Genomic DNA, 21,921 nt, shown 5'->3' with positions numbered 1-21,921 from the left:
AGCTAAGACCCTATTTTTTTTCTGCACCTCAAGAATATTTTGACATATCATAGCGCGTCGGTGCTGTGATTTTACTCATATCTCTAAGGAATGATTTGACTAAGCCTCTGTGTGGACGTCAGTTTTTTATCCATAAGTATAATTGACAAAAATCCAGTACTCTCTAATCTTATTAGCAAATTTTTGATCCGTCTGATTCGCGCATTAAAAGATTAGTACTACGAGTCAGATTAAACATTCACCAGGACAGGAGATCTATTGAATGTCTGAAGCAACTGGCAAAAAAGCCGTATTACAGCTTGATGGCAAAGAAATTGAATTACCAATTTACAGCGGCACATTGGGCCCAGATGTAATCGACGTTAAGGATGTGTTGGCCGCAGGTCACTTTACTTTTGATCCTGGTTTTATGGCTACAGCAGCTTGCGAATCAAAAATTACCTTCATTGATGGTAACAAAGGTGTACTTTTACACCGTGGTTACCCAATTGACCAACTTGCAACTAAAGCAGACTACTTAGAAACTTGCTACCTATTATTAAATGGCGAGCTTCCTACTGCTGAGCAAAAAGTTGAATTTGACGCTAAAGTACGTAACCACACGATGGTTCACGACCAAGTAAGCCGTTTCTTCAATGGTTTCCGTCGTGACGCTCACCCTATGGCGATCATGGTTGGTGTAGTGGGTGCGCTTTCTGCGTTCTATCACAATGGTTTAGACATTGAAGATGTTAACCACCGTGAAATCACTGCGATTCGCTTAATCGCGAAAGTACCTACTCTTGCAGCTTGGAGCTACAAGTACACTGTAGGTCAACCATTTGTTTACCCACGTAATGATTTGAACTATGCAGAAAACTTCTTGCATATGATGTTTGCTACTCCAGCAGACCGTGATTACAAAGTAAACCCAATTCTCGCGAAAGCAATGGACCGTATCTTCACGCTTCATGCTGACCACGAACAAAATGCGTCTACGTCTACTGTACGTTTAGCTGGTTCTACTGGTGCTAACCCGTATGCATGTATCGCTGCTGGTATCTCTGCACTTTGGGGTCCTGCTCACGGTGGTGCGAACGAAGCTGTTCTTAAGATGCTTGATGAAATCGGCACTGTAGAAAACGTTGCTGGCTTCATGGAAAAAGTGAAGACCAAAGAAGTTAAGTTAATGGGCTTCGGTCACCGCGTTTATAAGAACTTTGACCCGCGCGCTAAAGTCATGAAAGAGACTTGCGACGAAGTTCTTGGTGCGCTTGGCATTAACGATCCACAGCTTGAACTTGCTATGGAACTTGAGCGTATCGCGTTATCTGATGAATACTTCATCAAGCGTAACCTTTACCCGAACGTAGACTTCTACTCAGGTATCATTCTTAAAGCGATTGGTATCCCAACAGAAATGTTTACTGTAATCTTCGCACTTGCACGTACTGTTGGTTGGATCAGCCACTGGTTAGAAATGCACAGCGGACCTTACAAAATTGGTCGTCCACGTCAGCTTTACACTGGTGAAGTTCAACGTGACATCCAAGGTCGTTAATTCGCAAGAATTGATGATTAAAAAAACCACCCTTTGGGTGGTTTTTTTATACCTTAAGAAAATTATAATTGATCAGAACTTACTGGATTTAATCAGGCTTAAGCCTTAACTTACATGATAATGTTCTAAATCTAACTTTTGCAGTTTTTGCTTCAATTGCTTAAGCGACCATGGCCACGCAGCGAAATTTCGTCCATTTTGGTCTAAATAGTACGACTTACAACCGCCCCGATTAAATACTGTAGTCTGTAAATGTTTTTGCACGGCATGATTATGCTGACGAAGCACCTCAGGCTTGATTTCCATACGCTTAATCTGCCGATTTTTCATCTGTAACAGACCACTGATAATGTAATCCAACTGAGCTTCTGCAATCCCGATAAAGGAATCATAGACCAAAATATTGGGACCTAGCACCAAAAAGGCATTCGGTACCTGCTCCAAACTTGCTCCCAAAAAGGCTTCTGGAGAACTCTCCTTCCATCGCTCAGCCAAAAGTCGCCCTTGCGCATCGTAAACTCGTTGACCAATTGGTGGATGTGACACTTCAAAGCCAGTACCCCAAATAATCACATCGACCTCATGTCGATTACCATTGGCGGCAATCACCTGATTTCCCTGAATGTCAACCAAACCCTGTGGTACAAGCTGTACATTGTCTTGCTGAAGTGCAGGATAGTAATTGTTGGCAAATAACAGCCGTTTACACCCAATGGAAAAATTTGGCGTGACATGTTTGCGTAATGTAGAATCTTGAATTTGCAGCTTTAACAGCTGCTTACTCAGTATATTGATTGGTTCAAGCAGCTGCGGATGCCGCAACCCAAAGTTGATGCCATTCAGAATTTTCGCCACACTGCCACGCCATAATTGCTGAATTACGGGGTATTTTTCTATCATCCCTTTAGCAGTTTCATTTAAGCTGAGATCAGCTTTCGGCAACACCCACGGCGCGGTGCGTTGAAATACGATTAGTTTTTTCGCCTGTGGTTGAATCTGCGGAATAAACTGAATTGCGGATGCACCTGTACCAATCACCGCAATCTGCTTTCCAGTTAAATCCACGTCATGATTCCAGCGTGCAGAATGAAATATTTCTCCGCTAAACGTATCCACTCCTTTGATTTTAGGTACGGCTGGTTCAGTGATTGGACCTGTAGAGAAAATGACCGTTTTGGCCTGAAATATCCCGTTTGTTGTCTCCAAGTTCCATTGCTGCTGTGATTCATCCCATTTGGCAGATAAAAGCTCATGCTTGAATTTAATCTTGTCGATTAGTTTAAATTGATGGGTGACTTGTTCTAGATACCTCAGAATCTCTGCTTGCTTAGCAAAGAGATGGCTCCATTGATGACTAGGGGCAAAAGAAAATGAATACAGCGCTGAAGGAACATCGCAGCCACAGCCTGGATAGGTGTTGTCGCGCCACGTTCCCCCAACTCGATCTGCTTTTTCCAGTACAACAAAGTCATGATAATCCGCTTGTATCATTTTATAGGCAGCAGCAATACCAGAAATTCCCGCACCAATCACAATACAATCATATACATGCGTGGCATTTAATTGTTTGGCTTTGATTCGTGGCTTGGATTTCTTTTGATTGAATGTCGATTCATGTATATCCGTACCAAGATTCTCTGCACTACGTTCTAATATAGGTTCTAGTTCTGTATCAGAATTGTCCTGAAATGTATTCTCAGTCATGTTTTATCTCTTATTGTTATTTCACATATTTTTGAAAGAACGGATACCCCATTCCAAGCAACTTGATATACAAATTCGGTGCAGCACGCTTCATCCACCAAAACAATTTGGCGTCTGGCTGAGGAATGGTATACAACTTATTCGCATCCAACCGATCCAACGTTTGCATCGCCACTTGATCACTGTTGATAAAGGCGTGGTTCATCAACAAATGATCTGCCAAACCTGAATAATGCAGAGGTAAGCGACCATTTTTCATAATATTGGTCGGCACCAATGTGGGACAAAGCACATTTATACGGATACTTGCATTGCGGAGTTCTGCAGAAAGTGTTTCTGACAGTGACAGCACACTTGACTTGGTGACGTTATAGGCTGTCATTTCTGGAGCAGCGGTAAACCCCGCAGCCGATGCCACATTAATAATGGCACCAAAACCCTGTTGCTTAAATTTAGGCACAAAATAATGACAACCATGAATAACTCCCCATAAATTGACTTGCATACACCACTGCCAATCGTCCAGACTCAGCTCGTCAAATTTTCCGCCCAAACCTACACCTGCATTGTTAATCAGCAGCGTTGTGGGATGCCCCATTAGTTGTTCAGCTTGCTCCGCCAAGGATTGGACATGCTCTGCGCACCCCACATCACATTGCACTGCAAAAGCAGTGGTCTGATATTGGGTTTGAATCAGTGCTACCGTTTTCTCGGCGGCACAGTAATTTATATCAGCACAAACCACTGTGCCGCCCCGACGAGCAAGTTCGAGTGCAAAACTTCGTCCAATTCCACTTCCTGCCCCCGTCACAACTGCATATGCTTGCTGACTTGGCTTCGTTCTTTTTTTCCATATTGTCATTTTGAATGCTCCTCTGGCTTAAGAGCGTAAACTAGGGATAAATTCCCTTGTGAAGTAAGGCGTCAAAATGCCATTTTTAGGATCTAATAATTTTTCTTTGTAATAGCTTAAATATTCTGAAGTATCATGATCGTTAGGATGAAAGTTCGGACGTAAATAATCAAAAATATGTCGCATGGTGCTGCCATAAACACCATCTTTCAGTCCAAAAATCAGCGCGATGCTATACGGCATTTCCTTCCAATAACTAAAGCGAATTAGATTTTGGGGGCATCGATAAAATGGCACCAGTAATGAGGCGAATGAGATCAGCACCAAAATCGTGATCAGTGCTGGAAAAAAGCCTGCAATTCGTAATGCATAATTATTTGAAAGTGACTGGAATACATCATAGGCAATATCTTTATGCTCAGACTCTTCGAGCATGTGCCACATCCAGATGGCACGTTGCTTTTCATCCTGAGAATGGAAAAAGATGTCTTCATGTTTCATCATATATTCCGCCAATACCGCAGTGAAATGCTCAATGCCTGCCATTAAAGACAGCTTCATGGGCTGCGGTAAGCGGTTAAACCCATAATCAAACGCCCACCCTGCCCATGTACGAAACAGTTGCACAGGAAAATCCAAACCCACCAGCGCATCATTCAATTCATTGTGCATTTTGGAATGGATGGCTTCTTGACCAATCAAGGCAGTGACCCGCTGCTTGAGCAAGGGATCTTGGATCAATTCACGGTGATAACGTGCGGTATCAATCACCAAATCCTCTCCAAAAGTCAGAAAAATGGAGAGTGATGCAAAATAAGCACTTGCCAACTCTGCATTTAAATAAAATTTGGGATCTAGTGTTTTAGCTTCAAAGTCAAAACGCATATGCCGAATCGGTATCATGGGTGACTGTTTTAAGCCATCAAAGCGTGGACCAGAAAATACATGGCTCAATGTATTTTTAAGTGGTGAAATGAATTGCATGACCATTCCTTATTTTTCTACTGTAACTGCAACTTTGTGGTAGCACGTATGCGGTATTTGCATACGCTTACAGTAAAAACTAAGGCAGCTCATTTAAGTTGCCATTAGCAATTCGAGTCATTTGGTTTGCAATTTCTGCCTTTCCCGATGTTTGTCCGACAGTTTCCTTACTGAATTATCTACACAGGACAAAATCACGCTTTAGGTGCCAAGAATGGAATACATTTCTCATAAGCATCGCAGTCTTGCCCCTGCGCTTTTTTCATAAAATAGTCCTGTACCATTTGCGCCTGTTGTTCGATTCCGTAATGTAAAAATAATTTGCCCTTTACTAAAACATACGCATAACGACGATCAAACAATGCCTTACGGACCACTGCTATGCCCTGTTGATATTGCCAGACATGGGTCATTTCATGCATAAACCAGGATTGCAAACCAAGTGAGCATTTTGAGAAGTCCTGACAATAATTCTGCTGATGAAAATAGATGTGTCCATTCGGACTCATGGCATAATTTTTCAGTATGGCTTTATGCGCAACAATCTGCACCTGATCAAGCTGAATCGTGTCTGCAAAAATACTGCGCACCAAGATTTTTTCACCATCAGTCAAAGGACGCTGCGCTATTATCCCAAAGCGCTTGATGCTCTTGATCAGCCTTGAAAAGTAGTACGCCATATCTTTAACCTTTTCAGTGAAATATCAATAAAAATGAATACACAATTATGAATCAGATTGCTAAATGCAAATAAGAATTTTTTTTGGATTTATACACTACATTTGTCGCAATTCGTATATAGTATCAACGCAAATTATTTATTCGTTATTTTGTCGTTGATTACACAGTACTGAACCGATAATGATAAAAAACTCAGTTGTCTGTGTACACATCCCTATAGCTTTAGGATTAAGTTGGAATGAAAAGTTTTAAAATTGCCCTAGCACAATTCTCTCCGCACATTGGCAATATCGAAGCAAATGCTGAAAAAATGCAACAATTGGCAAATGAAGCCAAAAAGCAAAAATCAGATTTAATCATCTTCCCTGAATTATCAATTATTGGTTACCCAGCAGAAGACTTACTGTTACGCCCGAGCTTATCTAAACGTACACAACAAGCTTTTGAACAGCTCAGCCAAGTCAAAGACATCGTAATGGTGTTTGGTTTTGTTAATCAAACTGAAGATGGTCAGCGTTATAACTCTGCTGCCGTCATGAAAGACGGTAAGATTTTAGGCATCTACAACAAACAAAACTTGCCAAACTATGGCGTGTTTGATGAAAAACGTTATTTTAACGAAGGTCATCAACACTTGGTATTTGAGTACCTTGGTCATAAGTTCGGCTTACTGATTTGTGAAGATATCTGGTCACTAAATACCGTTCAGCAACTGGCACAATTAAATGTTGAAACTGTGCTGGTATTGAATGCTTCTCCTTATGAAGTCGGTAAGCCGCAGCACCGCATCAACACCATGCAAGAACTGGCTAAACAGTTAAATATTCATTTGGTCTATACCAACCAAGTTGGTGGTCAGGACGATTTGATTTTTGATGGCACCAGTTTTGTGATTAACAAAGATGGTGCTGTTGCATTGCAAGCACCAAGCTTTAAAGAAGCATTGTTCTATTCAGACTATATTGTTGAACAGCAAAGCTACCAAATTGCGGAAAGCAGCCCAGCACTGGATACCATGGCTGAAATCTATCAAGCTTTGGTGATGGCAACCCGTGACTACGTACAACGCTCAGGTTTCCCTGGTGTGATTTTAGGTCTATCTGGTGGTATCGACTCTGCTCTAACCCTTGCAATTGCAGCAGATGCGATTGGTGCTGATAAGGTACAAGCAGTAATGATGCCGTATACCTATACCTCTCAAATCAGTGTAGAAGATGCAGCAGCACAAGCCAAGACCATGGGCATTACCTTTGGTATTGCGGAAATTAATCCGATTGTAAACAGCTTCATGCAAACGTTGTATCCTTTCTTTGGCAATGCTCCTGCAGATGCTACCGAAGAAAACCTACAAGCACGTGCACGTGGCACGCTGTTAATGGGCTTATCAAATAAATTCGGTAACCTTGTACTATCGACAGGTAACAAATCTGAACTTTCAGTCGGTTATTGCACCCTTTACGGCGATATGGTCGGTGGCTTTGCTGTACTTAAAGATGTGTACAAGACCATCGTGTTTGAATTGGCAAAATACCGTAACAGTATTTCCGAAACGCCTGTGATTCCAGAGCGTGTGATAACTCGCCCACCATCAGCTGAATTACGCCCTGACCAAACGGATCAAGACTCTTTACCACACTATGATGTACTGGATGCAATCCTTTACGCCTATATCGAAGAAGATATGAGCCAAGATGACATTATTGCCAAAGGCTTTGATGCTGAAGTAGTGAAGAAAGTCATTCGTTTGGTGGACTTCAATGAGTATAAGCGCCGCCAAGGTGCGATTGGTCCACGTATCAGCTCACGCGCCTTTAGCCGTGAACGTCGTTATCCAATCATTAATGGTTGGAAAGCTGGCGTTTAAGCGCTGATAAGAACATAAAAGCCCAAACATCTATTTGGGCTTTTTTTATGAGTCATCTTGTAGAGTATATTTTTCAGGCACAAAAAAAGAGACCAAGCTGAGAGCTTGGTCTTTTAAAATGGTGGCTATGACGAGACTTGAACTTGTGACCCCCGCATTATGAGTGCGGTGCTCTAACCAACTGAGCTACATAGCCGTAAACTGTGGAGGCATTATCTATACATATTAAACACCCGTCAAGCCCTACCCTATCCCAATGATCAGCATTTAAACAACTGATAATTAAATGTTTAAAATTAATACATATTTAGTAAAAAAACATCGGGCACAATAGCTAAATATATAAAGGAAACTATCCTTAAGCAGATCAAATACTTGCTTATTACTACACTCTTAACAGCACTAAGTGCATGCCAGCTCGTGAGTCCAGCCTTGGTCAATTATAATCACGCTTACATGGATGTTGCCAAATGAATCATCAATCAACACTTATAGAACATGTAACAAAAAACGATGCATGGCATAGCTCAGCAAAGCCCAACAACGCTTATATCATGTTCAAAAAGATCACCATATAAGTAACTTGAAATTACAATGCTAAATGCTATGCGCAACTAAACCGAACAAAGAATAAAATTACAGGCTAAAAAAATAAATTTTTGCAGAATAATGTACTGCCTATATGCAGATCCAAAATAGCTTCCAAGGATTAAAATCACAGAAGTATCAACTCAATATAAATAAAAAGAATCTCTTCGAATTATTGATTTCATCTCTACAATTCTGTAAAACAGCTCACTATTTAATAACGTGCTTAAAACTTTTAATCACTGATTACTTTTAACATCAAAACCAATAATTTTATAACAGCATGAGTCATTATTTTGGATAATAGAATTGAAAATGATGTATCGCCTGATACACAACCTTATATTGCAGGCTTTTGGCGTAGAAGCTTCGCATTTATCATTGATGCTTTGCTCATCGGTGTTTTCTGCAACATTATCTCTAGCCTATTAGGTAAATTTCCTTATGAATACCCTATATTCACAACATTAATTGGTTATCTTTTCGTTGTTCTATATTTTACTTATTGCAACAGCGTTAACAATAATGGACAAACAATCGGTAAAATTCTTCAATCCATTAAAGTTATCAAACTAGATCAGCAGTATCTCAGCCTATCCGCCTCATTTCTACGATCGGCAATTTTATATGCCCCTTTCTGCTTAATGTCTTTTACGCTACTTTTTCACCCAGTATTGAATAGCATCTTTACGATACTCTTAGGTAGCCTGCTGATTTCTATAATTTATTTATATATTTTTAATCGGAAAAATCGCCGCTCTATTCACGACTATCTAGCCCACACAATTGTCATAAAAAATGGGGTTGAACCTAAGACTATTTCTACAACATGGAATGTACATTTTTACATCGCGACTATTTTAGTTTTCATTTTTTCAGGGTTACAAGTTTGGAATAGTATTACAAGTGACCAAGACTATATTCCTATTTCTTTACAAAATCTAAAATTTAAGGAATTAAGCCAATTTGATTATGGTTATCTCATCCTTCCTAAAAATGAGGAAGGTATAAATCCAACTCAACATTATTATTTAGCCACGATTACCGATCCTAATTTACTCAATAATCCAAGTTATGCTGAAGAATTTGCACAATATATTTTCAAATTAGAACCACGTCACCGTGCAAAATATCTAGAAAATTATGTTCAACTCACCGCTCGCTATCAATTTGGGTTAATTTCAAAAAAACGTTCTTCCACCTATTTAATTGAAACAGATGATCAGCAGAAAATTACTGCTCAGGAAGTTTCTTCACAACAACAAACGCAAATTGGAGGTGGGTATTAAGCCCAAAATAAGGACAAAAAAAAGACCACGTTTTGGAACGTGGTCTATAAAAATGGTGGCTATGACGAGACTTGAACTTGTGACCCCCGCATTATGAGTGCGGTGCTCTAACCAACTGAGCTACATAGCCGTAAACTGTGCGCGCATTATGTGGTTTTCTCACCAGTACGTCAAGTACCTTACGCGCTTAATTGATCAAAATTTGTTGAAGTGAGCCGATAAGCCGGGTTCTGTCGAGAACGATCATTCCTCTAGGCGTACAATCACTCATACGCTCCAGCGACCTACCCGGATCCAGCATGGGCCATGCCTAAAGGATCCCTATTTGGTCTTGCTTCCGGTGGGGTTTACCATGCCATGAACTGTTACCAGCCATGCGGTGCGCTCTTACCGCACCCTTTCACCCTTACCTCCGATTCCGATTGCTCGAAACCATAATGAAGGCGGTCTACTCTCTGCTGCACTTTCCGTCGGCTCACGCCGCCCAGGCGTTACCTGGCACCTTGCCCGTTGAAGCCCGGACTTTCCTCCCCTGCTTTAGTCACGGAGACCTCCACAGCAGCGATCGTCTGGCTCACTTCGAAGGCGCATCTTATCAAATTTAGAAACTATTTGCTTGTGCTTTTTTGAACAATTAAACGTTGATACTTTTCTAACAACTGTTCTTGCGTTTCCGCATGATTCGGATCAAGCGGAATACAGTCCACGGGACAGAATAACTGACACTGTGGCTGGTCATGATGGCCCACACATTCGGTACATAAGTCTGGATTAATTTCGTAAATCAATTCACCCATATAAATCGCTTCATTTGGGCAAACTGGTTCACAAACATCACAATTGATGCATTCATCGGTTATATATAAAGACACGCTACCAACCTTGTTGATGCTTCTGCTCAAAAGCTTTGACCACCGCTTCGGGAACGAATTTGGTGACATCGCCTTTCAGACGAGCAATTTCACGAATTAACGTGGAAGAAATAAATGAATATTGTTCAGATGGGGTCAAAAACACTGCTTCAAAGCGTGAATCTAACTGACGGTTCATATTAGCCAATTGGAACTCATATTCAAAGTCCGAAACTGCACGCAATCCGCGTAATACAGCGGTTGCATTCTGTTCACGAAAAAAGTTCACCAATAAACCATCAAACCCCACAAATTCCACATTGGGTAAATGGCTCAGAGAAGCTTGTGCCAATGCTACGCGTTCCTCTAGCTTGAACAATGGATTTTTATGATGCCCAATCGCAATGGCTACCACGACTTCATCAAACATTTTTGATGCACGCGTCACGAGGTCAACATGCCCATTGGTAATTGGATCAAATGTTCCAGGATAGATTACGCGAGTTTTAGACATCCATTTGTACTCTGATTCATTTTATTGGGAGGTATTTTATCAAAAACTGGTTTTATTAGCGAAGAAACTGCATAAATTTGAAAAATCTTCACTATTTGTTCAAAACTATTCAACTGTTTTCATTTCTCCCCCAATCGCTATGCATCATTTGTCTGTCTATTTGATTTAGATTCAGTCTTGCCAATTTGATTTAAGAATTGTCAGTAAGGTCATGTTGGGGCACAATAGTCATAACTTTGGAAGTAACTGATTATGGCGAAAGCAACTGTAGTTAAAAAACATAATGGCGGTACGATTGCCCAAAATAAGCGTGCCCGTCATGATTATTTTATCGAAGAAAAATTTGAAGCAGGACTATCCCTACAAGGTTGGGAAGTAAAGTCCTTACGTGCTGGTCGTATGACGCTGTCCGAGAGTTATATCACTTTCAAAAATGGTGAGGCTTTCCTGTTCGGTGCACAAATTCAACCTTTACTGAGTGCGTCTACACATATTGTTGCTGAAGCAACTCGTACGCGTAAGTTACTGTTAAACCGCCGTGAATTGGAAAAATTGTTAGGAGCAGTCAATCAAAAAGGCTATTCCTGCGTTCCTCTGGTCGCTTACTGGAAAGGCCCTCTTGCCAAGTTAGAAATTGCTCTAGTAAAAGGTAAACAACTGCATGACAAACGTGCCACAGAAAAAGACCGTGACTGGCAACGTGATAAAGCCCGAATATTCCATAAATAATATAAAAAACCTCCCGATCGGGAGGTTTTTTATAGCGGTTATTTTAATAATCCGCTTTGAGTTCAACCAAATATTTACCGAACTTACGTGCTGTTTCCAGATCACCTTCAGGCGGGGTGACTTCTACACTGGCATTATCAGATTGCGTCATAAGCCCCAAAAAACTCGACATACGGTTAATATCTTGCTGGCTACGACCTGTCGGCATAAACGGTAAACCCGCCCATAACATGCCATGTTGCATGGCAAATAAATTAATCTGCTGCAACACCGCCAACTTATCGCCACTTAAGCCACCACCATTGGTAAACCCTGCAGCGAGCTTACCTTGCCAAGCACGGGCTAACCAACGCTTAGACGAATCTTCCATAAACTGTTTCAACGCAGAGGTCAAACTACCCATATAGGTTGGACAGCCCATGATAATAATATCGGCCTGATCCAATAGCTCCCATTGCACCGCTGCGACAGAAATCAGATGGACATCTGCTCCTGCCTGTTCTGCACCTTGCGCAATATATTGAGCCACTTTAGCCGTATGACCATAAGGGCTATGATAAACCACACAGACATGAACAGGAGCAGCAGAAACGAGATCAGTAGCAGACATGGAAACTTTTAAAACCAAATAATTAAGTCAAGTTTAACACTTTTCCTTGATTTGAGGCGAGATCATCAACAATGAAATTGCCTGACTCAAGCAGCAGCAACAGGCTTATTTCATGAACACATAAGTCGCCATGCGCCCTGTCTTGGCATTACGGCGATAAGAATAATATTCGTCATTTTGTCGATAGGTACACTGGTCACCGCCCAAGATCTTGGTCACACCATGTTGCTGCAAAATATAGCGCGCAATCGCGTATAAATCTGCCATGTACTTCCCCAGCTCTTTTGATGGTTCAAAAGACGAATCTAATGCAGGATATTTACGACAAAAGGTTTGCTTGACTTCAGTACCGACTTCAAAACATGGCTGACTGATGGCTGCACCCAACCATGCCCACGCAGGCGGATGTTGCATCGCAGCAATGGTATTTTCCACAATGCCATTCGCCAGTCCACGCCAACCCGCATGCAGATTGGCAACTTCAGTTGCGTCAACATCACCAAGCACAATCGGCAAACAATCTGCGGTCATCATCATTAAGGCATGCTGTTTACGTTGCGTTACCAAACCATCGCCTTCGAGTGCCTCAAAGCAGATTTGCTCATTCACGGTATGACAAATGGTGCTATGGGTTTGCGTCATCCAAGTAATTTTATCTACACCAAAGACAGAAAACTCTTGTAATAACTGCATACGGTGCTGTTGCACACGCTTCGCATCATCCTTAACATGCAATGCCAGATTAAAACCCTCTAATTCAGGTTTATCCGAAGCCAAGGCATGCGCATGTTGTACTCGGGTTTGCCCTACACAGATCCCCTCTGGCAATCCTTGAACAAATTGCATGTTGAATTCCTTATTATAAAACCTTCATTCTTCACGGTAGTGCTTGTAAAAAAGTGCATACCGTGAAGTTACTTCAAGTCAGAGACTTAATAGGCAGCGTTTTCACTACGTAAAACATCAACCAAAGCTGCAAAATCTTCTGCCCATGGCGCTTCAAACATCATGTCTTTACCAGTACGTGGATGTACCAGTCCTAACTTTGCTGCATGTAATGCCTGACGCTTAAATCCACGCAAGGTATCACTCAGTAACTCAGACGCTCCTGCTGGAACACGGACACGTGGCATATAGACTTGATCGCCTACAAGACCATAACCGATGTAAGAGAAATGAACGCGAATCTGGTGCGTACGTCCAGTTTCCAAGCGTGCTTGCACACGGGTGAAATGCTGAAAACGTTCTTTCACATTGTAGTGCGTCACTGCATCCTTACCACCCGGTAAGACGGTCATTTTCACGCGATCAACAGGGTGGCGTTTAATCGGCTCATCAATGGTACCGCCAGCAATCATATTGCCGTAAACGATCAAATCATAAACACGATAAACCGTTTTTTTTGCCAATTGCTTGCTCAGTGAGAATTGCGCTTCTAAATTTTTCGCCACGACCAATAAGCCACTGGTGTCTTTATCAATACGATGGACTAAACCTGCACGTGACAGTTCCGCCGACTTCGGATAATGATAAAGCAGCGCATTCACCAAAGTGCCTGTAGTATTTCCAGCGCCTGGATGCACCACCATGCCTACAGGTTTATTAATAACAATGATGTCATCATCTTCATAAACAATATTCAGAGGAATGTTCTCAGGCTGGCTTTTGGTCTGTGCTTCTAACTCTACATCCAGGGTAAGTAGCTCAAATCCTTCACATTTGTATTTTGGCTTTACAGTGTTACCATTTACCAACAAATGCCCATCCTTCAGCCACTGTTTGAGTTTTTCACGCGAAAAATCGCTCCAAACGTTAGCAGCAACCTGATCAATACGTTGCCCGATGTAGCTCTCATCCAATTGAAATTGCAACGATAAACGTGTTGCAGTTGCATCAGAATTATGGTTATCTGCTTCGTCTGTTTCTTCAAGTAAATTGAAATCAGTTTCTGCAAAATTTGTATTAGTAGATTGTGCTTGGGTCATTTGATCATTCAAACAAAAGTGGTTTAATAGCGCAATTGTAGCTCATTGCCCGTATTAACAGAGGAATTTTTATGTCGCTACCACGTTATAAAATTACAATGCTCGCTCTTTCTTTAAGCATTGCATCTGCAATGGTGGGCTGTAGCAGTAATCCAAAAAAAGAAGTGGTGGATACAGGCCCACAATTAAGTGAGCAAGTGTATATACAAAAAGCTGAGAAAGCGCTTGATAATGGTCAATATACTGATGCAGCCAAGTACCTAGAAGCGATTGATACTTACTACCCGACTGGCGATTATGCACAACAAGCTCAACTTGAATTGTTGTACACCAAATTCCAGCAAAAAGATTATGAAGGCACCATCAGCCTTGCAGAGCGTTTTATTCGCTTAAATCCACAGCATCCAAATGTAGATTATGCTTACTATGTTCGCGGTGTAGCGAATATGGAACAAAACTATGATGGTTTAATGCGTTATACCTCATTAAAGCAATCACACCGTGACACCAGCTATTTAAAACTGGCTTACCAAAACTTTGTCGACTTCATTCGTCGTTATCCATCTAGCACTTATGCGGTTGATGCAGCACAACGTATGAAATATATCGGCAATGAACTTGCTGAAAGTGAAATGAACGTAGCGCGTTTTAACATTAAGCGTAAAGCATGGTTAGCCGCAGTAGAACGTTCACAATGGGTGATTGAACACTATCCACAAACACCACAAATCCCAGAAGCTTTAGCAACGGTTGCTTATGGTTATGAGCAATTGGGTGATCAAGCCACAGCGCAACAATATGTGGATGTGTTAAAGCTCAACTATCCGAACTTGGTAAAATCAGATGGTAGCGTCAATTTACGTGCTGCACGTAAAGAAGGCAGTTGGGTTAACCGTGCAACCTTGGGTGTCTTCGGGCGTGAAGAACAAAGCAGCATTGAAACACCAAAAACTGCTGCACCTGCGGAGCAACGTAGCTTAACCAACCGTATGAGTTTTGGTTTACTGGATCGTCCAGCAACGACAACGGAAACCCCTGCTTCTGGTGCGGCTGCCGAATAAACTCGCAACTCATCGTGCAATTTCTTCGAGGGCAAGTTATCATACTTGCCCTTTTATATTTGCTCTTGGGCTTGATCGAGTGGATTAAACCCTATACAAATAAATAGTTTTCTTTTGCAAAGTATGGGTTTGTCTAAATCTCACTTTGTATTTTCTTTTTGTTGCACCAATCACGATAACGACTATGGCCATTCCTCAACATACGATAGATCAAATTCTCGATCGAACTGATATTGTCGACTTGATTGGTCAACGCGTGAAATTGAAAAAAACCGGGCGGACCTATTCGGGCTGCTGTCCGTTTCATCAGGAAAAATCCCCTTCGTTTCACGTCTATCGTGATAAGCAGTACTACCACTGCTTTGGCTGCCAAGCCAATGGTAATGCTATTCGTTTTCTCATGGACATCGACAATCGAAATTTTGTCGATGTGATGAAAGATCTATCCAGTCAAACAGGTATTGAATTACCCAAAGACAATCAAGATTCCAAGCGCCTCTCCTACAAACGCGAAACTAAAACTGTTGCTGAGCCGCCAAAAGTAGCACCGATTACACCGGTACAATCCCCCGCATCTACAGAGCTGCCAATTGATCACGATCCTTTTGAAGAGTTTCGTAATCTTGACGATCCCTTTGCCCAGTTTGAGCCCTTTCAAGAGTTCCATGAAGCTCCAACTCAAGATGGCAATCTGTACGACTTACTGGAAAATGTGGCTCAGTTTTACGAACGACAATTGCCGCAAAGTCAAAGCGCACAACAATACTTTAGACACCGTGGTTTAGGCGCAGACACCATTCAATTCTGGCGTTTAGGTTATGCGCCTGAAGATTGGCAACATCTAGAAAAAGCCTTTCCACAAGACGTTCAGGGCTTAAAATTATTGGGTTTAATCCGTACCAGTGACAAGGGACGTGATTTTGACTTATTACGCGATCGGGTGATTTTCCCGATTCGAGATGCCAAAGGTCGTGTGGTCGGCTTTGGTGGTCGTGCCCTGAATGATGAAATAAAACCGAAATACATCAACTCACCAGACTCCGAAGTTTTCCATAAGAATCAGTTACTGTATGGACTGTATGAAGGACGCAAGCAAAAAGCTCAAGACTGGCTGATGGTTGAAGGCTATATGGATGTGATTGCACTACAACAAAATGGCATTTATGGTGCGGTAGCCACGCTTGGTACTGCGAGTAATACCGAGCATTTAAATATTTTATTCAAACAGAATAGCCGTATCACCATCGCCTTTGATGGAGATGCCGCAGGTCAAAAAGCGGCACGACGCACCCTAGAAATTGCACTTCCACTGTTAAATGATGGTCGTGAACTTAAGTTCTTTGTACTACCGAATGATCATGATCCAGATTCATTGATTCGACGTGAAGGGTTAGAAAACTTCCACCGCCTATTACAGCAAGCACCTCTGCTTTCTGACTTTGTGTTCGCACATTTAACCCAAAATCAGGATATCAGCAGCCCCGAAGGTAAAAGTCTGGTGATGGCAGAACTGCGCCAACTGACTGAGCTGTTACCTCAAAAAGGTTCTTTCCGTTATCTGTTAAATCAGTCCTTTAAGGAAAAACTGGGCTTTGGTAAACGCTGGACGCCACAGCTGAGTAATGATGCCTCTTTATCTTTTAACATTCGCACCAAAGATGAAGACTTCGCCATCGCAATTTTAATGCATCATCCCTTTTTATATATTCATTTTGAAACGCTGCGCGCATTTGTGCCCAGCAATGAATTGCTCTCGCACATCTTAAGTATTCTCAACCGAATTTTTGATAATTTACCTGATGATCAAGAACTGGCTACTTATTATGTCTTAGGAGCTTGTAGCACTTACGGTTTAGAAATTGCCGATATTATGCGACGTACCAATATTGAAGTACTCACCCATGCGCCTGAAATGGCGGATAAACTGGCGACTGAATATGCTTTAGCTTTGCAAGAAAAGTATTTACGTCAGAAATTAAAAGATCCAAATTCATTGCTTGAATCGCGTAATCTACGTCAACAACTGAATGAACTGACCAAGAAAATCGGACTGCGCTTATTATCTTAAGCAGCAAGATACAATCTTATTTTTTCGCTTTACGACGATGTTCAACTACGTAAGCAAGGCTTTGCTGTAACTGTTCAAAATAGGCAGGATCCTCTGCCTTGGCAGCATCACGCAGTACAATTGAGGTTGGATGTAACAGCTTTTGGGTTAACCGATGGGCAAAATCCTGCATAATTTGCGCGGCATTTTCGCCTTTTTCTAAGCGCGCCAATGCCAACTGTAATTCTTCTTGTTGTAATTCATGCCCATGTTCACGGTATTGATGAATAGTTTCACCAGCTTCATTGACACGTTCATGGGTAATCAGCTCAATGGCCAACTGATTGACCATGACTTCTGCTTCAACCGCTGCTTGGCGACGTTGTGCCAGATTTTCATCAATCACAGATTGTAAATCATCAACCCCGTAAAGATAGACACCATCCAAAGATTCTACTTTCGGTTCAATATCGCGCGGTACGGCCAAATCAACCAGCAGCATTTGCTGATAACGACGTTTTTTTAATGCGCGTTTGACATCTTGATAAGAAATCACCTGATGTAAACTTCCGGTACAGCTGGAAATTACATCTGCGCGGTATAAGTTTTCTGCCAGCGCTGCAAAATCAATAATTTCAACATCAACTTGATGGGCAATTTCTTGTGCCAGCAGTTCAGCCCGCTCACGGGTACGGTTACAGATCAGGACTTTACCTACCCCCATCTCTGCCAAATGCTTTGCTACCAAGCTATTCATTTCACCTGCCGCCACAATCAGCACGGTCATTTTTTCAGGTTGGCTAAAAACTTGTAAGGCTAACTGCGCAACCGCATACCCCATTGAAACTGCATGGCTACCCACCGCTGTTTCTGAACGGACACGCTTTGCCGCATAGAAAGCATATTCAAAAATTCGGTTTAAATTACCTGAAACAGTATGAGCATCTTTTGCCAGAGATAACGCAGATTTCACCTGCCCTAAAATTTGCGGTTCACCGAGCATGAGTGAATCAAGTCCACTCGCAACCCGCATTAAATGCGTGACTGCTTGTGCATCTTCATAACGATAAACATGATTGACCAGTTGCTTGACATCAAGATGATTTGCTTGGGCGAGCCAATTTAATACCATATCTGCATTTTCAGAGATGGCATAAACTTCGGTGCGATTACACGTCGAGACCACCACTAAATCGTTTAATTCAGTGTTGTGGCTTTGCTGGGCAAGCAATACACTAAGCTTTTCAGCATTAAATGCAATTTGCTCACGCAACTCTACAGACGCGGTTTGATGGTTGACCCCCAATGCAAAGAAAGACATATCAAATCATCAATTCACTAAATTTATGCTATTGTGCAACATCGGTGTCATAAAAAGCATTACTTGGATCAAGAAAAAATTGCGTCAAACATACAGCCGTATGAACGGCACGACGATAAAGCAGTATTCTACCACATTCTTATTGCTTGGTAGCATGGCTTCTGGTACTCACGTAAGAGCATCAGAGGCAGTTTATCATGCAAATTCAAATAATAATGCCATAAAACAAAGCATGATTGCCGAATTTGCTTTGGCTTATCACGACATTCCAACCGCCTTACATAATTACACGGTACTTGCGATTCGCAGCAATTCCACACTGGTCAAACAACGTGCCTTAAACATTGCGCTAGAACAAGATGATCTCAAAGCTGCACTGGATATTGCCACGCACTGGGTGGTACAAGAACCTGAAGATGTCCCTGCATTATTTTATTTATCCCATATTGCCTTAAAAGCTCATGAATACGAGCTGGCTGCGGAAACACTGGATAAAATCTTAACCATCGATCCAAATGCAGATTTAGAACAAATTCTAGCGGGTATTTCTCCTGAAACTCAAAGCGATCGTGACATACTGCTCAAAACCTTATCTGCCAGTAAGGAAAAAGATAATCCTTCTGTTTTGGTGCTGATTGCAGGTTTAGAAGCACAAAATGCGCAATATGAGCAAGCATTGCTGACCATTAACCGCGCCTTGCGTAAACGGCCTAAAGTCACGGGCTTTATCCTAATGAAAGCAAATTTGCTCAATGCCATAGGCAATCAAGAGGAAACGCTGAAATGGTATGATAAATCCAGCCGTAGACATCGTAACAACCTAGAAGTTCGTCTTGCAAAAGCGAAATACCTGATTAAAGTCAATCAATCCGATATCGCACTAAGAAAACTGGAAAGCATTTTAAAAAGCTGGCCCAAACAGGAAGAAGCCTTGTTCCTTGCAGGTTTAACCAGTATCGACTTAAAGCAATATGAAGATGCCGAAAAATATTTGGTCGAACTGCGCTATTCGGCACAATATCAAAATGATGCCTATTACTATTTGGCGGTTAATGCAGAACGAAAACAGCATTTTGAAACTGCCAAAGCCTACTATCGCTTGGTAGATGGCAGCCTTTACCCAGTGTCTAGACGCAGCATGATTAATATCTACGCTCAGCAAGACAAGTTAGCTGATGCTTTACGCTTCCTGACCCAAGAACGCGTCAATTATCCGCAGCACGCCAGTTTTTTATATCAAGCGCAAGCCGATATTTTAAAGCGCATGAATAATACCAAAGCTGCACGTCGCTTATTGGATGAAGCCATTAAGAACTTGCCTGATGATCCTGACTTGATTTATGCCGAAGTGTTATTGCTTGATCCCTTTCAAGATCGGGTAAAACTAGAACAACTCTTAAACAGACTGTTGGAAATAGAACCCAATAGTCCGACTTATCTCAATGCTTATGCCTATACCTTGGCACTGCAAAATCGACGTTTGGATGATGCACGGCATTATGTCGAATTGGCTTTAGAATATACGCCTGATCAGGCTTCGATTTTAGATACGTTGGGCTATATCACCTATTTACAAAACGATTTCGAAACTTCCGCCCAAGTATTGGGTAAAGCCTATACCTTAAGCAATAGTGTTTCGATAGGCGTGCGATACGCCAAGGCATTATACATGCAAGGAAAAATTGCAGAATTTAGCGCGGTGTTACAACAACTCAAACAAAAACATCCAAATGATCCGCAATTGGAACAACTAAATTCGTTACTGTTACCTGAACAAATCAAAAAGAGCTAATTGATTTTAATGCGTGTATTCTCCAAAGTCGGTCTAACCGTATTTACCACTAGTGTTTTATTCCTCACGGGTTGTCAGCAATTTACCAAACCGCAAATTCCTGCTGAAAGCCCAAGTGCAGCCGAACAAAATAACTTTAATTTGCAAGGTAAAATTGGTGTGCGTACCCCGCAACAATCAGGGAGCGCCTTTTTTACATGGCAGCAACAACAGCAAGAGTTTAATATCGAACTGAGTGGTATTCTGGGCGTAGGCAAAACCCAAATTGCGGGCAAACCAGGTGCAGTCAGCCTCAACAGTGCTAAAACAGGACTGATTCAAGCAGCAACACCAGAAGAACTTTTGGAACAAGCAACAGGCTGGCAAGCACCAATTACCCATTTAATTGATTGGGTACAAGCACGACCAGCCACTTTGCAGGCACAAATCAATAAAGATACCAGCAATCGCCCTCTTAAAATCATTGAGGATGGCTGGCAAGTCGATCTCAGTTATAACGATACAGCTCAGCTGCCAAACAAATTAGTTCTTAAACAAGAACTTGAATCTGGCAAAGAAAATCGTATTACAATGCTCATTCAAAACCGTTAATTCTGGCTGGCTATGATTCGCGTACCCTCTCCTGCAAAACTCAACCTGTTTTTACACATCACGGGACGTCGTGAAAATGGGTATCACGAGCTACAAAGTATTTTTCAACTGATTGATTTATATGATTGGCTGGAATTTGAGCCGCTGAAGGAAGAGCACATTCAGATTGATGGCTTAAATAACGTCGATCTTGAACAAAATTTAATTTACAAAGCTACACAGATGCTGAAACCCTTTGCCCAGCATCTCACAGGCTTAAGGATTAAGATCGAGAAAAACATCCCCATGGGCGCTGGCTTGGGCGGCGGATCTTCTAATGCAGCGACAACCCTAATTGTGGTCAATCAACTTTGGCAATGTGGATTAAGCATTGAACAACTGGCTGAGTTGGGTGTAAAACTGGGTGCCGATGTGCCTATTTTTGTCCATGGGCAAAATGCATGGGCAGAAGGCATTGGTGAACAGTTAACATTCATAGACTTAGATCAAAAACAATACATTGTGCTGAAACCTGACTGTTTTATCAGCACTCAATTGCTTTTTTCACAAAAAACATTGACAAGAAACTCGAAGACCTCTAAATTCTGCGCCTATCAGATAAAGCCATCTGACTTTGGAAATAACTTTGAGCCTCTGGCAAGAAGCTTATACACTGAAGTCGATGAAGCGATGCAATATTTAGATCAATTCGGTGTTGCAAAACTTACAGGTACAGGTGCTTGTGTTTTTACTGAAGTAACTGCAAAAATGTACGTAGATGAAATTCTTGAACATTCGCCTTGTAAAGCTTACTTGGTCAATAGTTTAAACGAATCTCCATTACGTCATTTTAAAGTTCAATAGGGGCGTCGCCAAGTGGTAAGGCAGCGGGTTTTGATCTCGCCATCCGTTGGTTCGAATCCAGCCGCCCCTGCCAA

General features: G+C 41.7%; 19 protein-coding genes, 3 tRNA genes and 1 other RNA gene. 10 read left to right on the top strand and 13 right to left on the bottom strand.

The annotated features are described in order from the left end of the window. Positions 1-262 precede the first annotated feature (262 nt). The gene (gene gltA / locus MKI85_RS15680; RefSeq protein WP_100240904.1) at positions 263-1,540 is read left to right on the top strand and encodes a citrate synthase; all 1,278 of its coding nucleotides are present in this window, start codon (positions 263-265) and stop codon (positions 1,538-1,540) included. Positions 1,541-1,645: 105 nt separating this feature from the next. Here the strand turns inward: gltA and MKI85_RS15675 are convergent, their stop codons facing one another. The 4 genes from MKI85_RS15675 to MKI85_RS15660 form a co-directional block, all read right to left on the bottom strand. After that, positions 1,646-3,244, bottom strand: coding sequence for a flavin-containing monooxygenase (locus MKI85_RS15675; protein WP_241629003.1), 1,599 nt, complete (start codon positions 3,242-3,244; stop codon positions 1,646-1,648). A 16-nt stretch (positions 3,245-3,260) separates the two neighbouring features. Then, positions 3,261-4,106 (bottom strand): SDR family NAD(P)-dependent oxidoreductase, encoded by an 846-nt coding sequence (locus MKI85_RS15670; protein WP_241629001.1) that lies wholly within the window; start codon positions 4,104-4,106, stop codon positions 3,261-3,263. An 18-nt stretch (positions 4,107-4,124) separates the two neighbouring features. Next, the gene (locus MKI85_RS15665; RefSeq protein ID WP_241628998.1) at positions 4,125-5,081 is read right to left on the bottom strand and encodes a metal-dependent hydrolase; all 957 of its coding nucleotides are present in this window, start codon (positions 5,079-5,081) and stop codon (positions 4,125-4,127) included. 194 nt (positions 5,082-5,275) lie between these two features. After that, positions 5,276-5,761 carry a type IV secretion protein Rhs gene (locus MKI85_RS15660; RefSeq protein WP_241628996.1) on the bottom strand — a complete coding sequence of 162 codons (486 nt, stop codon included), beginning with the start codon at positions 5,759-5,761 and terminating at the stop codon, positions 5,276-5,278. Positions 5,762-6,000: 239 nt separating this feature from the next. On the opposite strand from MKI85_RS15660, the gene MKI85_RS15655 reads away from it, so the two are divergent. Next, entirely contained in the window at positions 6,001-7,626 is a 1,626-nt protein-coding gene (locus MKI85_RS15655) for an NAD+ synthase (RefSeq protein ID WP_241628994.1), read from the top strand. Between the two features lie 119 nt (positions 7,627-7,745). Here MKI85_RS15655 and MKI85_RS15650 read toward each other — a convergent pair. Continuing rightward, positions 7,746-7,822: transfer RNA gene (locus MKI85_RS15650), tRNA-Met, on the bottom strand. Positions 7,823-8,510: 688 nt separating this feature from the next. Between MKI85_RS15650 and MKI85_RS15645 the strand changes: the two genes are divergently transcribed. Continuing rightward, positions 8,511-9,503, top strand: coding sequence for an RDD family protein (locus tag MKI85_RS15645; RefSeq protein WP_241628993.1), 993 nt, complete (start codon positions 8,511-8,513; stop codon positions 9,501-9,503). 53 nt (positions 9,504-9,556) lie between these two features. Here MKI85_RS15645 and MKI85_RS15640 read toward each other — a convergent pair. The 4 genes from MKI85_RS15640 to coaD all read right to left on the bottom strand — a co-directional run bounded on the left by MKI85_RS15640 (position 9,557) and on the right by coaD (position 10,868). After that, a tRNA-Met gene (locus MKI85_RS15640) sits at positions 9,557-9,633 on the bottom strand. Positions 9,634-9,706: 73 nt separating this feature from the next. After that, positions 9,707-10,084, bottom strand: an RNA gene (gene rnpB / locus MKI85_RS15635) — RNase P RNA component class A. Positions 10,085-10,111: 27 nt separating this feature from the next. Further along, a complete protein-coding gene (locus MKI85_RS15630) occupies positions 10,112-10,375 on the bottom strand; it encodes a YfhL family 4Fe-4S dicluster ferredoxin (RefSeq protein WP_241628991.1) in 264 nt (87 codons plus the stop codon). Between the two features lies 1 nt (position 10,376). Further along, entirely contained in the window at positions 10,377-10,868 is a 492-nt protein-coding gene (gene coaD / locus MKI85_RS15625; RefSeq protein WP_016165810.1) for a pantetheine-phosphate adenylyltransferase, read from the bottom strand. A 252-nt stretch (positions 10,869-11,120) separates the two neighbouring features. Here coaD and smpB point away from each other — a divergent pair, with 252 nt between their 5' ends. Continuing rightward, positions 11,121-11,597, top strand: a complete 477-nt coding sequence (smpB, locus tag MKI85_RS15620; protein WP_241628988.1) for an SsrA-binding protein SmpB — start codon at positions 11,121-11,123, stop codon at positions 11,595-11,597. Positions 11,598-11,640: 43 nt separating this feature from the next. Here smpB and MKI85_RS15615 read toward each other — a convergent pair whose 3' ends face one another. From MKI85_RS15615 to rluD, 3 genes are all read right to left on the bottom strand, one after another. Further along, complete coding sequence (locus MKI85_RS15615; RefSeq protein WP_241628986.1) at positions 11,641-12,207, bottom strand: flavodoxin family protein; 567 nt, start codon at positions 12,205-12,207, stop codon at positions 11,641-11,643. A 105-nt stretch (positions 12,208-12,312) separates the two neighbouring features. Next, positions 12,313-13,053, bottom strand: a complete 741-nt coding sequence (gene pgeF / locus MKI85_RS15610; RefSeq protein WP_241628983.1) for a peptidoglycan editing factor PgeF — start codon at positions 13,051-13,053, stop codon at positions 12,313-12,315. A gap of 86 nt (positions 13,054-13,139) precedes the next feature. Next, positions 13,140-14,192 carry a 23S rRNA pseudouridine(1911/1915/1917) synthase RluD gene (rluD, locus tag MKI85_RS15605; protein ID WP_241628980.1) on the bottom strand — a complete coding sequence of 351 codons (1,053 nt, stop codon included), beginning with the start codon at positions 14,190-14,192 and terminating at the stop codon, positions 13,140-13,142. Between the two features lie 71 nt (positions 14,193-14,263). On the opposite strand from rluD, the gene MKI85_RS15600 reads away from it, so the two are divergent. Next, entirely contained in the window at positions 14,264-15,253 is a 990-nt protein-coding gene (locus tag MKI85_RS15600) for an outer membrane protein assembly factor BamD (protein ID WP_241628978.1), read from the top strand. 184 nt (positions 15,254-15,437) lie between these two features. Continuing rightward, positions 15,438-17,321 carry a DNA primase gene (locus MKI85_RS15595; RefSeq protein WP_241628976.1) on the top strand — a complete coding sequence of 628 codons (1,884 nt, stop codon included), beginning with the start codon at positions 15,438-15,440 and terminating at the stop codon, positions 17,319-17,321. A 16-nt stretch (positions 17,322-17,337) separates the two neighbouring features. On the opposite strand, the gene hemA is transcribed toward MKI85_RS15595, so the two are convergent. Then, a complete protein-coding gene (gene hemA, locus MKI85_RS15590) occupies positions 17,338-18,621 on the bottom strand; it encodes a glutamyl-tRNA reductase (RefSeq protein WP_241628974.1) in 1,284 nt (427 codons plus the stop codon). Between the two features lie 79 nt (positions 18,622-18,700). Between hemA and MKI85_RS15585 the strand changes: the two genes are divergently transcribed. The 4 genes from MKI85_RS15585 to MKI85_RS15570 all read left to right on the top strand — a co-directional run bounded on the left by MKI85_RS15585 (position 18,701) and on the right by MKI85_RS15570 (position 21,920). Then, entirely contained in the window at positions 18,701-20,413 is a 1,713-nt protein-coding gene (locus tag MKI85_RS15585) for a tetratricopeptide repeat protein (protein WP_241628972.1), read from the top strand. 9 nt (positions 20,414-20,422) lie between these two features. Beyond that, on the top strand, positions 20,423-21,004 hold the full coding sequence (gene lolB, locus MKI85_RS15580) for a lipoprotein insertase outer membrane protein LolB (protein WP_241629052.1): 582 nt from the start codon (positions 20,423-20,425) through the stop codon (positions 21,002-21,004). A gap of 12 nt (positions 21,005-21,016) precedes the next feature. Beyond that, the gene (gene ispE / locus MKI85_RS15575; protein WP_241628970.1) at positions 21,017-21,847 is read left to right on the top strand and encodes a 4-(cytidine 5'-diphospho)-2-C-methyl-D-erythritol kinase; all 831 of its coding nucleotides are present in this window, start codon (positions 21,017-21,019) and stop codon (positions 21,845-21,847) included. Continuing rightward, positions 21,846-21,920, top strand: a tRNA-Gln gene (locus MKI85_RS15570). Before ispE ends, MKI85_RS15570 begins: the two co-directional genes overlap by 2 nt. The last annotated feature ends 1 nt before the right edge of the window (position 21,921 follow it).

The organism is Acinetobacter zhairuonensis (assembly GCF_022601715.1).
In the GTDB taxonomy this organism is placed as follows: Bacteria; Pseudomonadota; Gammaproteobacteria; order Pseudomonadales; family Moraxellaceae; genus Acinetobacter.
The sequence above is the reverse complement of the archived record's forward strand: the minus strand, read 5'-3'. Positions and strand labels throughout refer to the sequence as shown.

Excerpts from the sequence above, each read along its gene's own strand:
- gltA (WP_100240904.1), top strand. The coding sequence starts at position 263 with ATGTCTGAAGCAACTGGCAAAAAAGCCGTATTACAGCTTGATGGCAAA.
- MKI85_RS15675 (WP_241629003.1), bottom strand. The coding sequence starts at position 3,244 with ATGACTGAGAATACATTTCAGGACAATTCTGATACAGAACTAGAACCT.
- MKI85_RS15670 (WP_241629001.1), bottom strand. The coding sequence starts at position 4,106 with ATGACAATATGGAAAAAAAGAACGAAGCCAAGTCAGCAAGCATATGCA.
- MKI85_RS15665 (WP_241628998.1), bottom strand. The coding sequence starts at position 5,081 with ATGCAATTCATTTCACCACTTAAAAATACATTGAGCCATGTATTTTCT.
- MKI85_RS15660 (WP_241628996.1), bottom strand. The coding sequence starts at position 5,761 with ATGGCGTACTACTTTTCAAGGCTGATCAAGAGCATCAAGCGCTTTGGG.
- MKI85_RS15655 (WP_241628994.1), top strand. The coding sequence starts at position 6,001 with ATGAAAAGTTTTAAAATTGCCCTAGCACAATTCTCTCCGCACATTGGC.
- coaD (WP_016165810.1), bottom strand. The coding sequence starts at position 10,868 with ATGTCTAAAACTCGCGTAATCTATCCTGGAACATTTGATCCAATTACC.
- smpB (WP_241628988.1), top strand. The coding sequence starts at position 11,121 with ATGGCGAAAGCAACTGTAGTTAAAAAACATAATGGCGGTACGATTGCC.
- MKI85_RS15615 (WP_241628986.1), bottom strand. The coding sequence starts at position 12,207 with ATGTCTGCTACTGATCTCGTTTCTGCTGCTCCTGTTCATGTCTGTGTG.
- pgeF (WP_241628983.1), bottom strand. The coding sequence starts at position 13,053 with ATGCAATTTGTTCAAGGATTGCCAGAGGGGATCTGTGTAGGGCAAACC.
- rluD (WP_241628980.1), bottom strand. The coding sequence starts at position 14,192 with ATGACCCAAGCACAATCTACTAATACAAATTTTGCAGAAACTGATTTC.
- MKI85_RS15600 (WP_241628978.1), top strand. The coding sequence starts at position 14,264 with ATGTCGCTACCACGTTATAAAATTACAATGCTCGCTCTTTCTTTAAGC.
- MKI85_RS15595 (WP_241628976.1), top strand. The coding sequence starts at position 15,438 with ATGGCCATTCCTCAACATACGATAGATCAAATTCTCGATCGAACTGAT.
- hemA (WP_241628974.1), bottom strand. The coding sequence starts at position 18,621 with ATGTCTTTCTTTGCATTGGGGGTCAACCATCAAACCGCGTCTGTAGAG.
- lolB (WP_241629052.1), top strand. The coding sequence starts at position 20,423 with ATGCGTGTATTCTCCAAAGTCGGTCTAACCGTATTTACCACTAGTGTT.
- ispE (WP_241628970.1), top strand. The coding sequence starts at position 21,017 with ATGATTCGCGTACCCTCTCCTGCAAAACTCAACCTGTTTTTACACATC.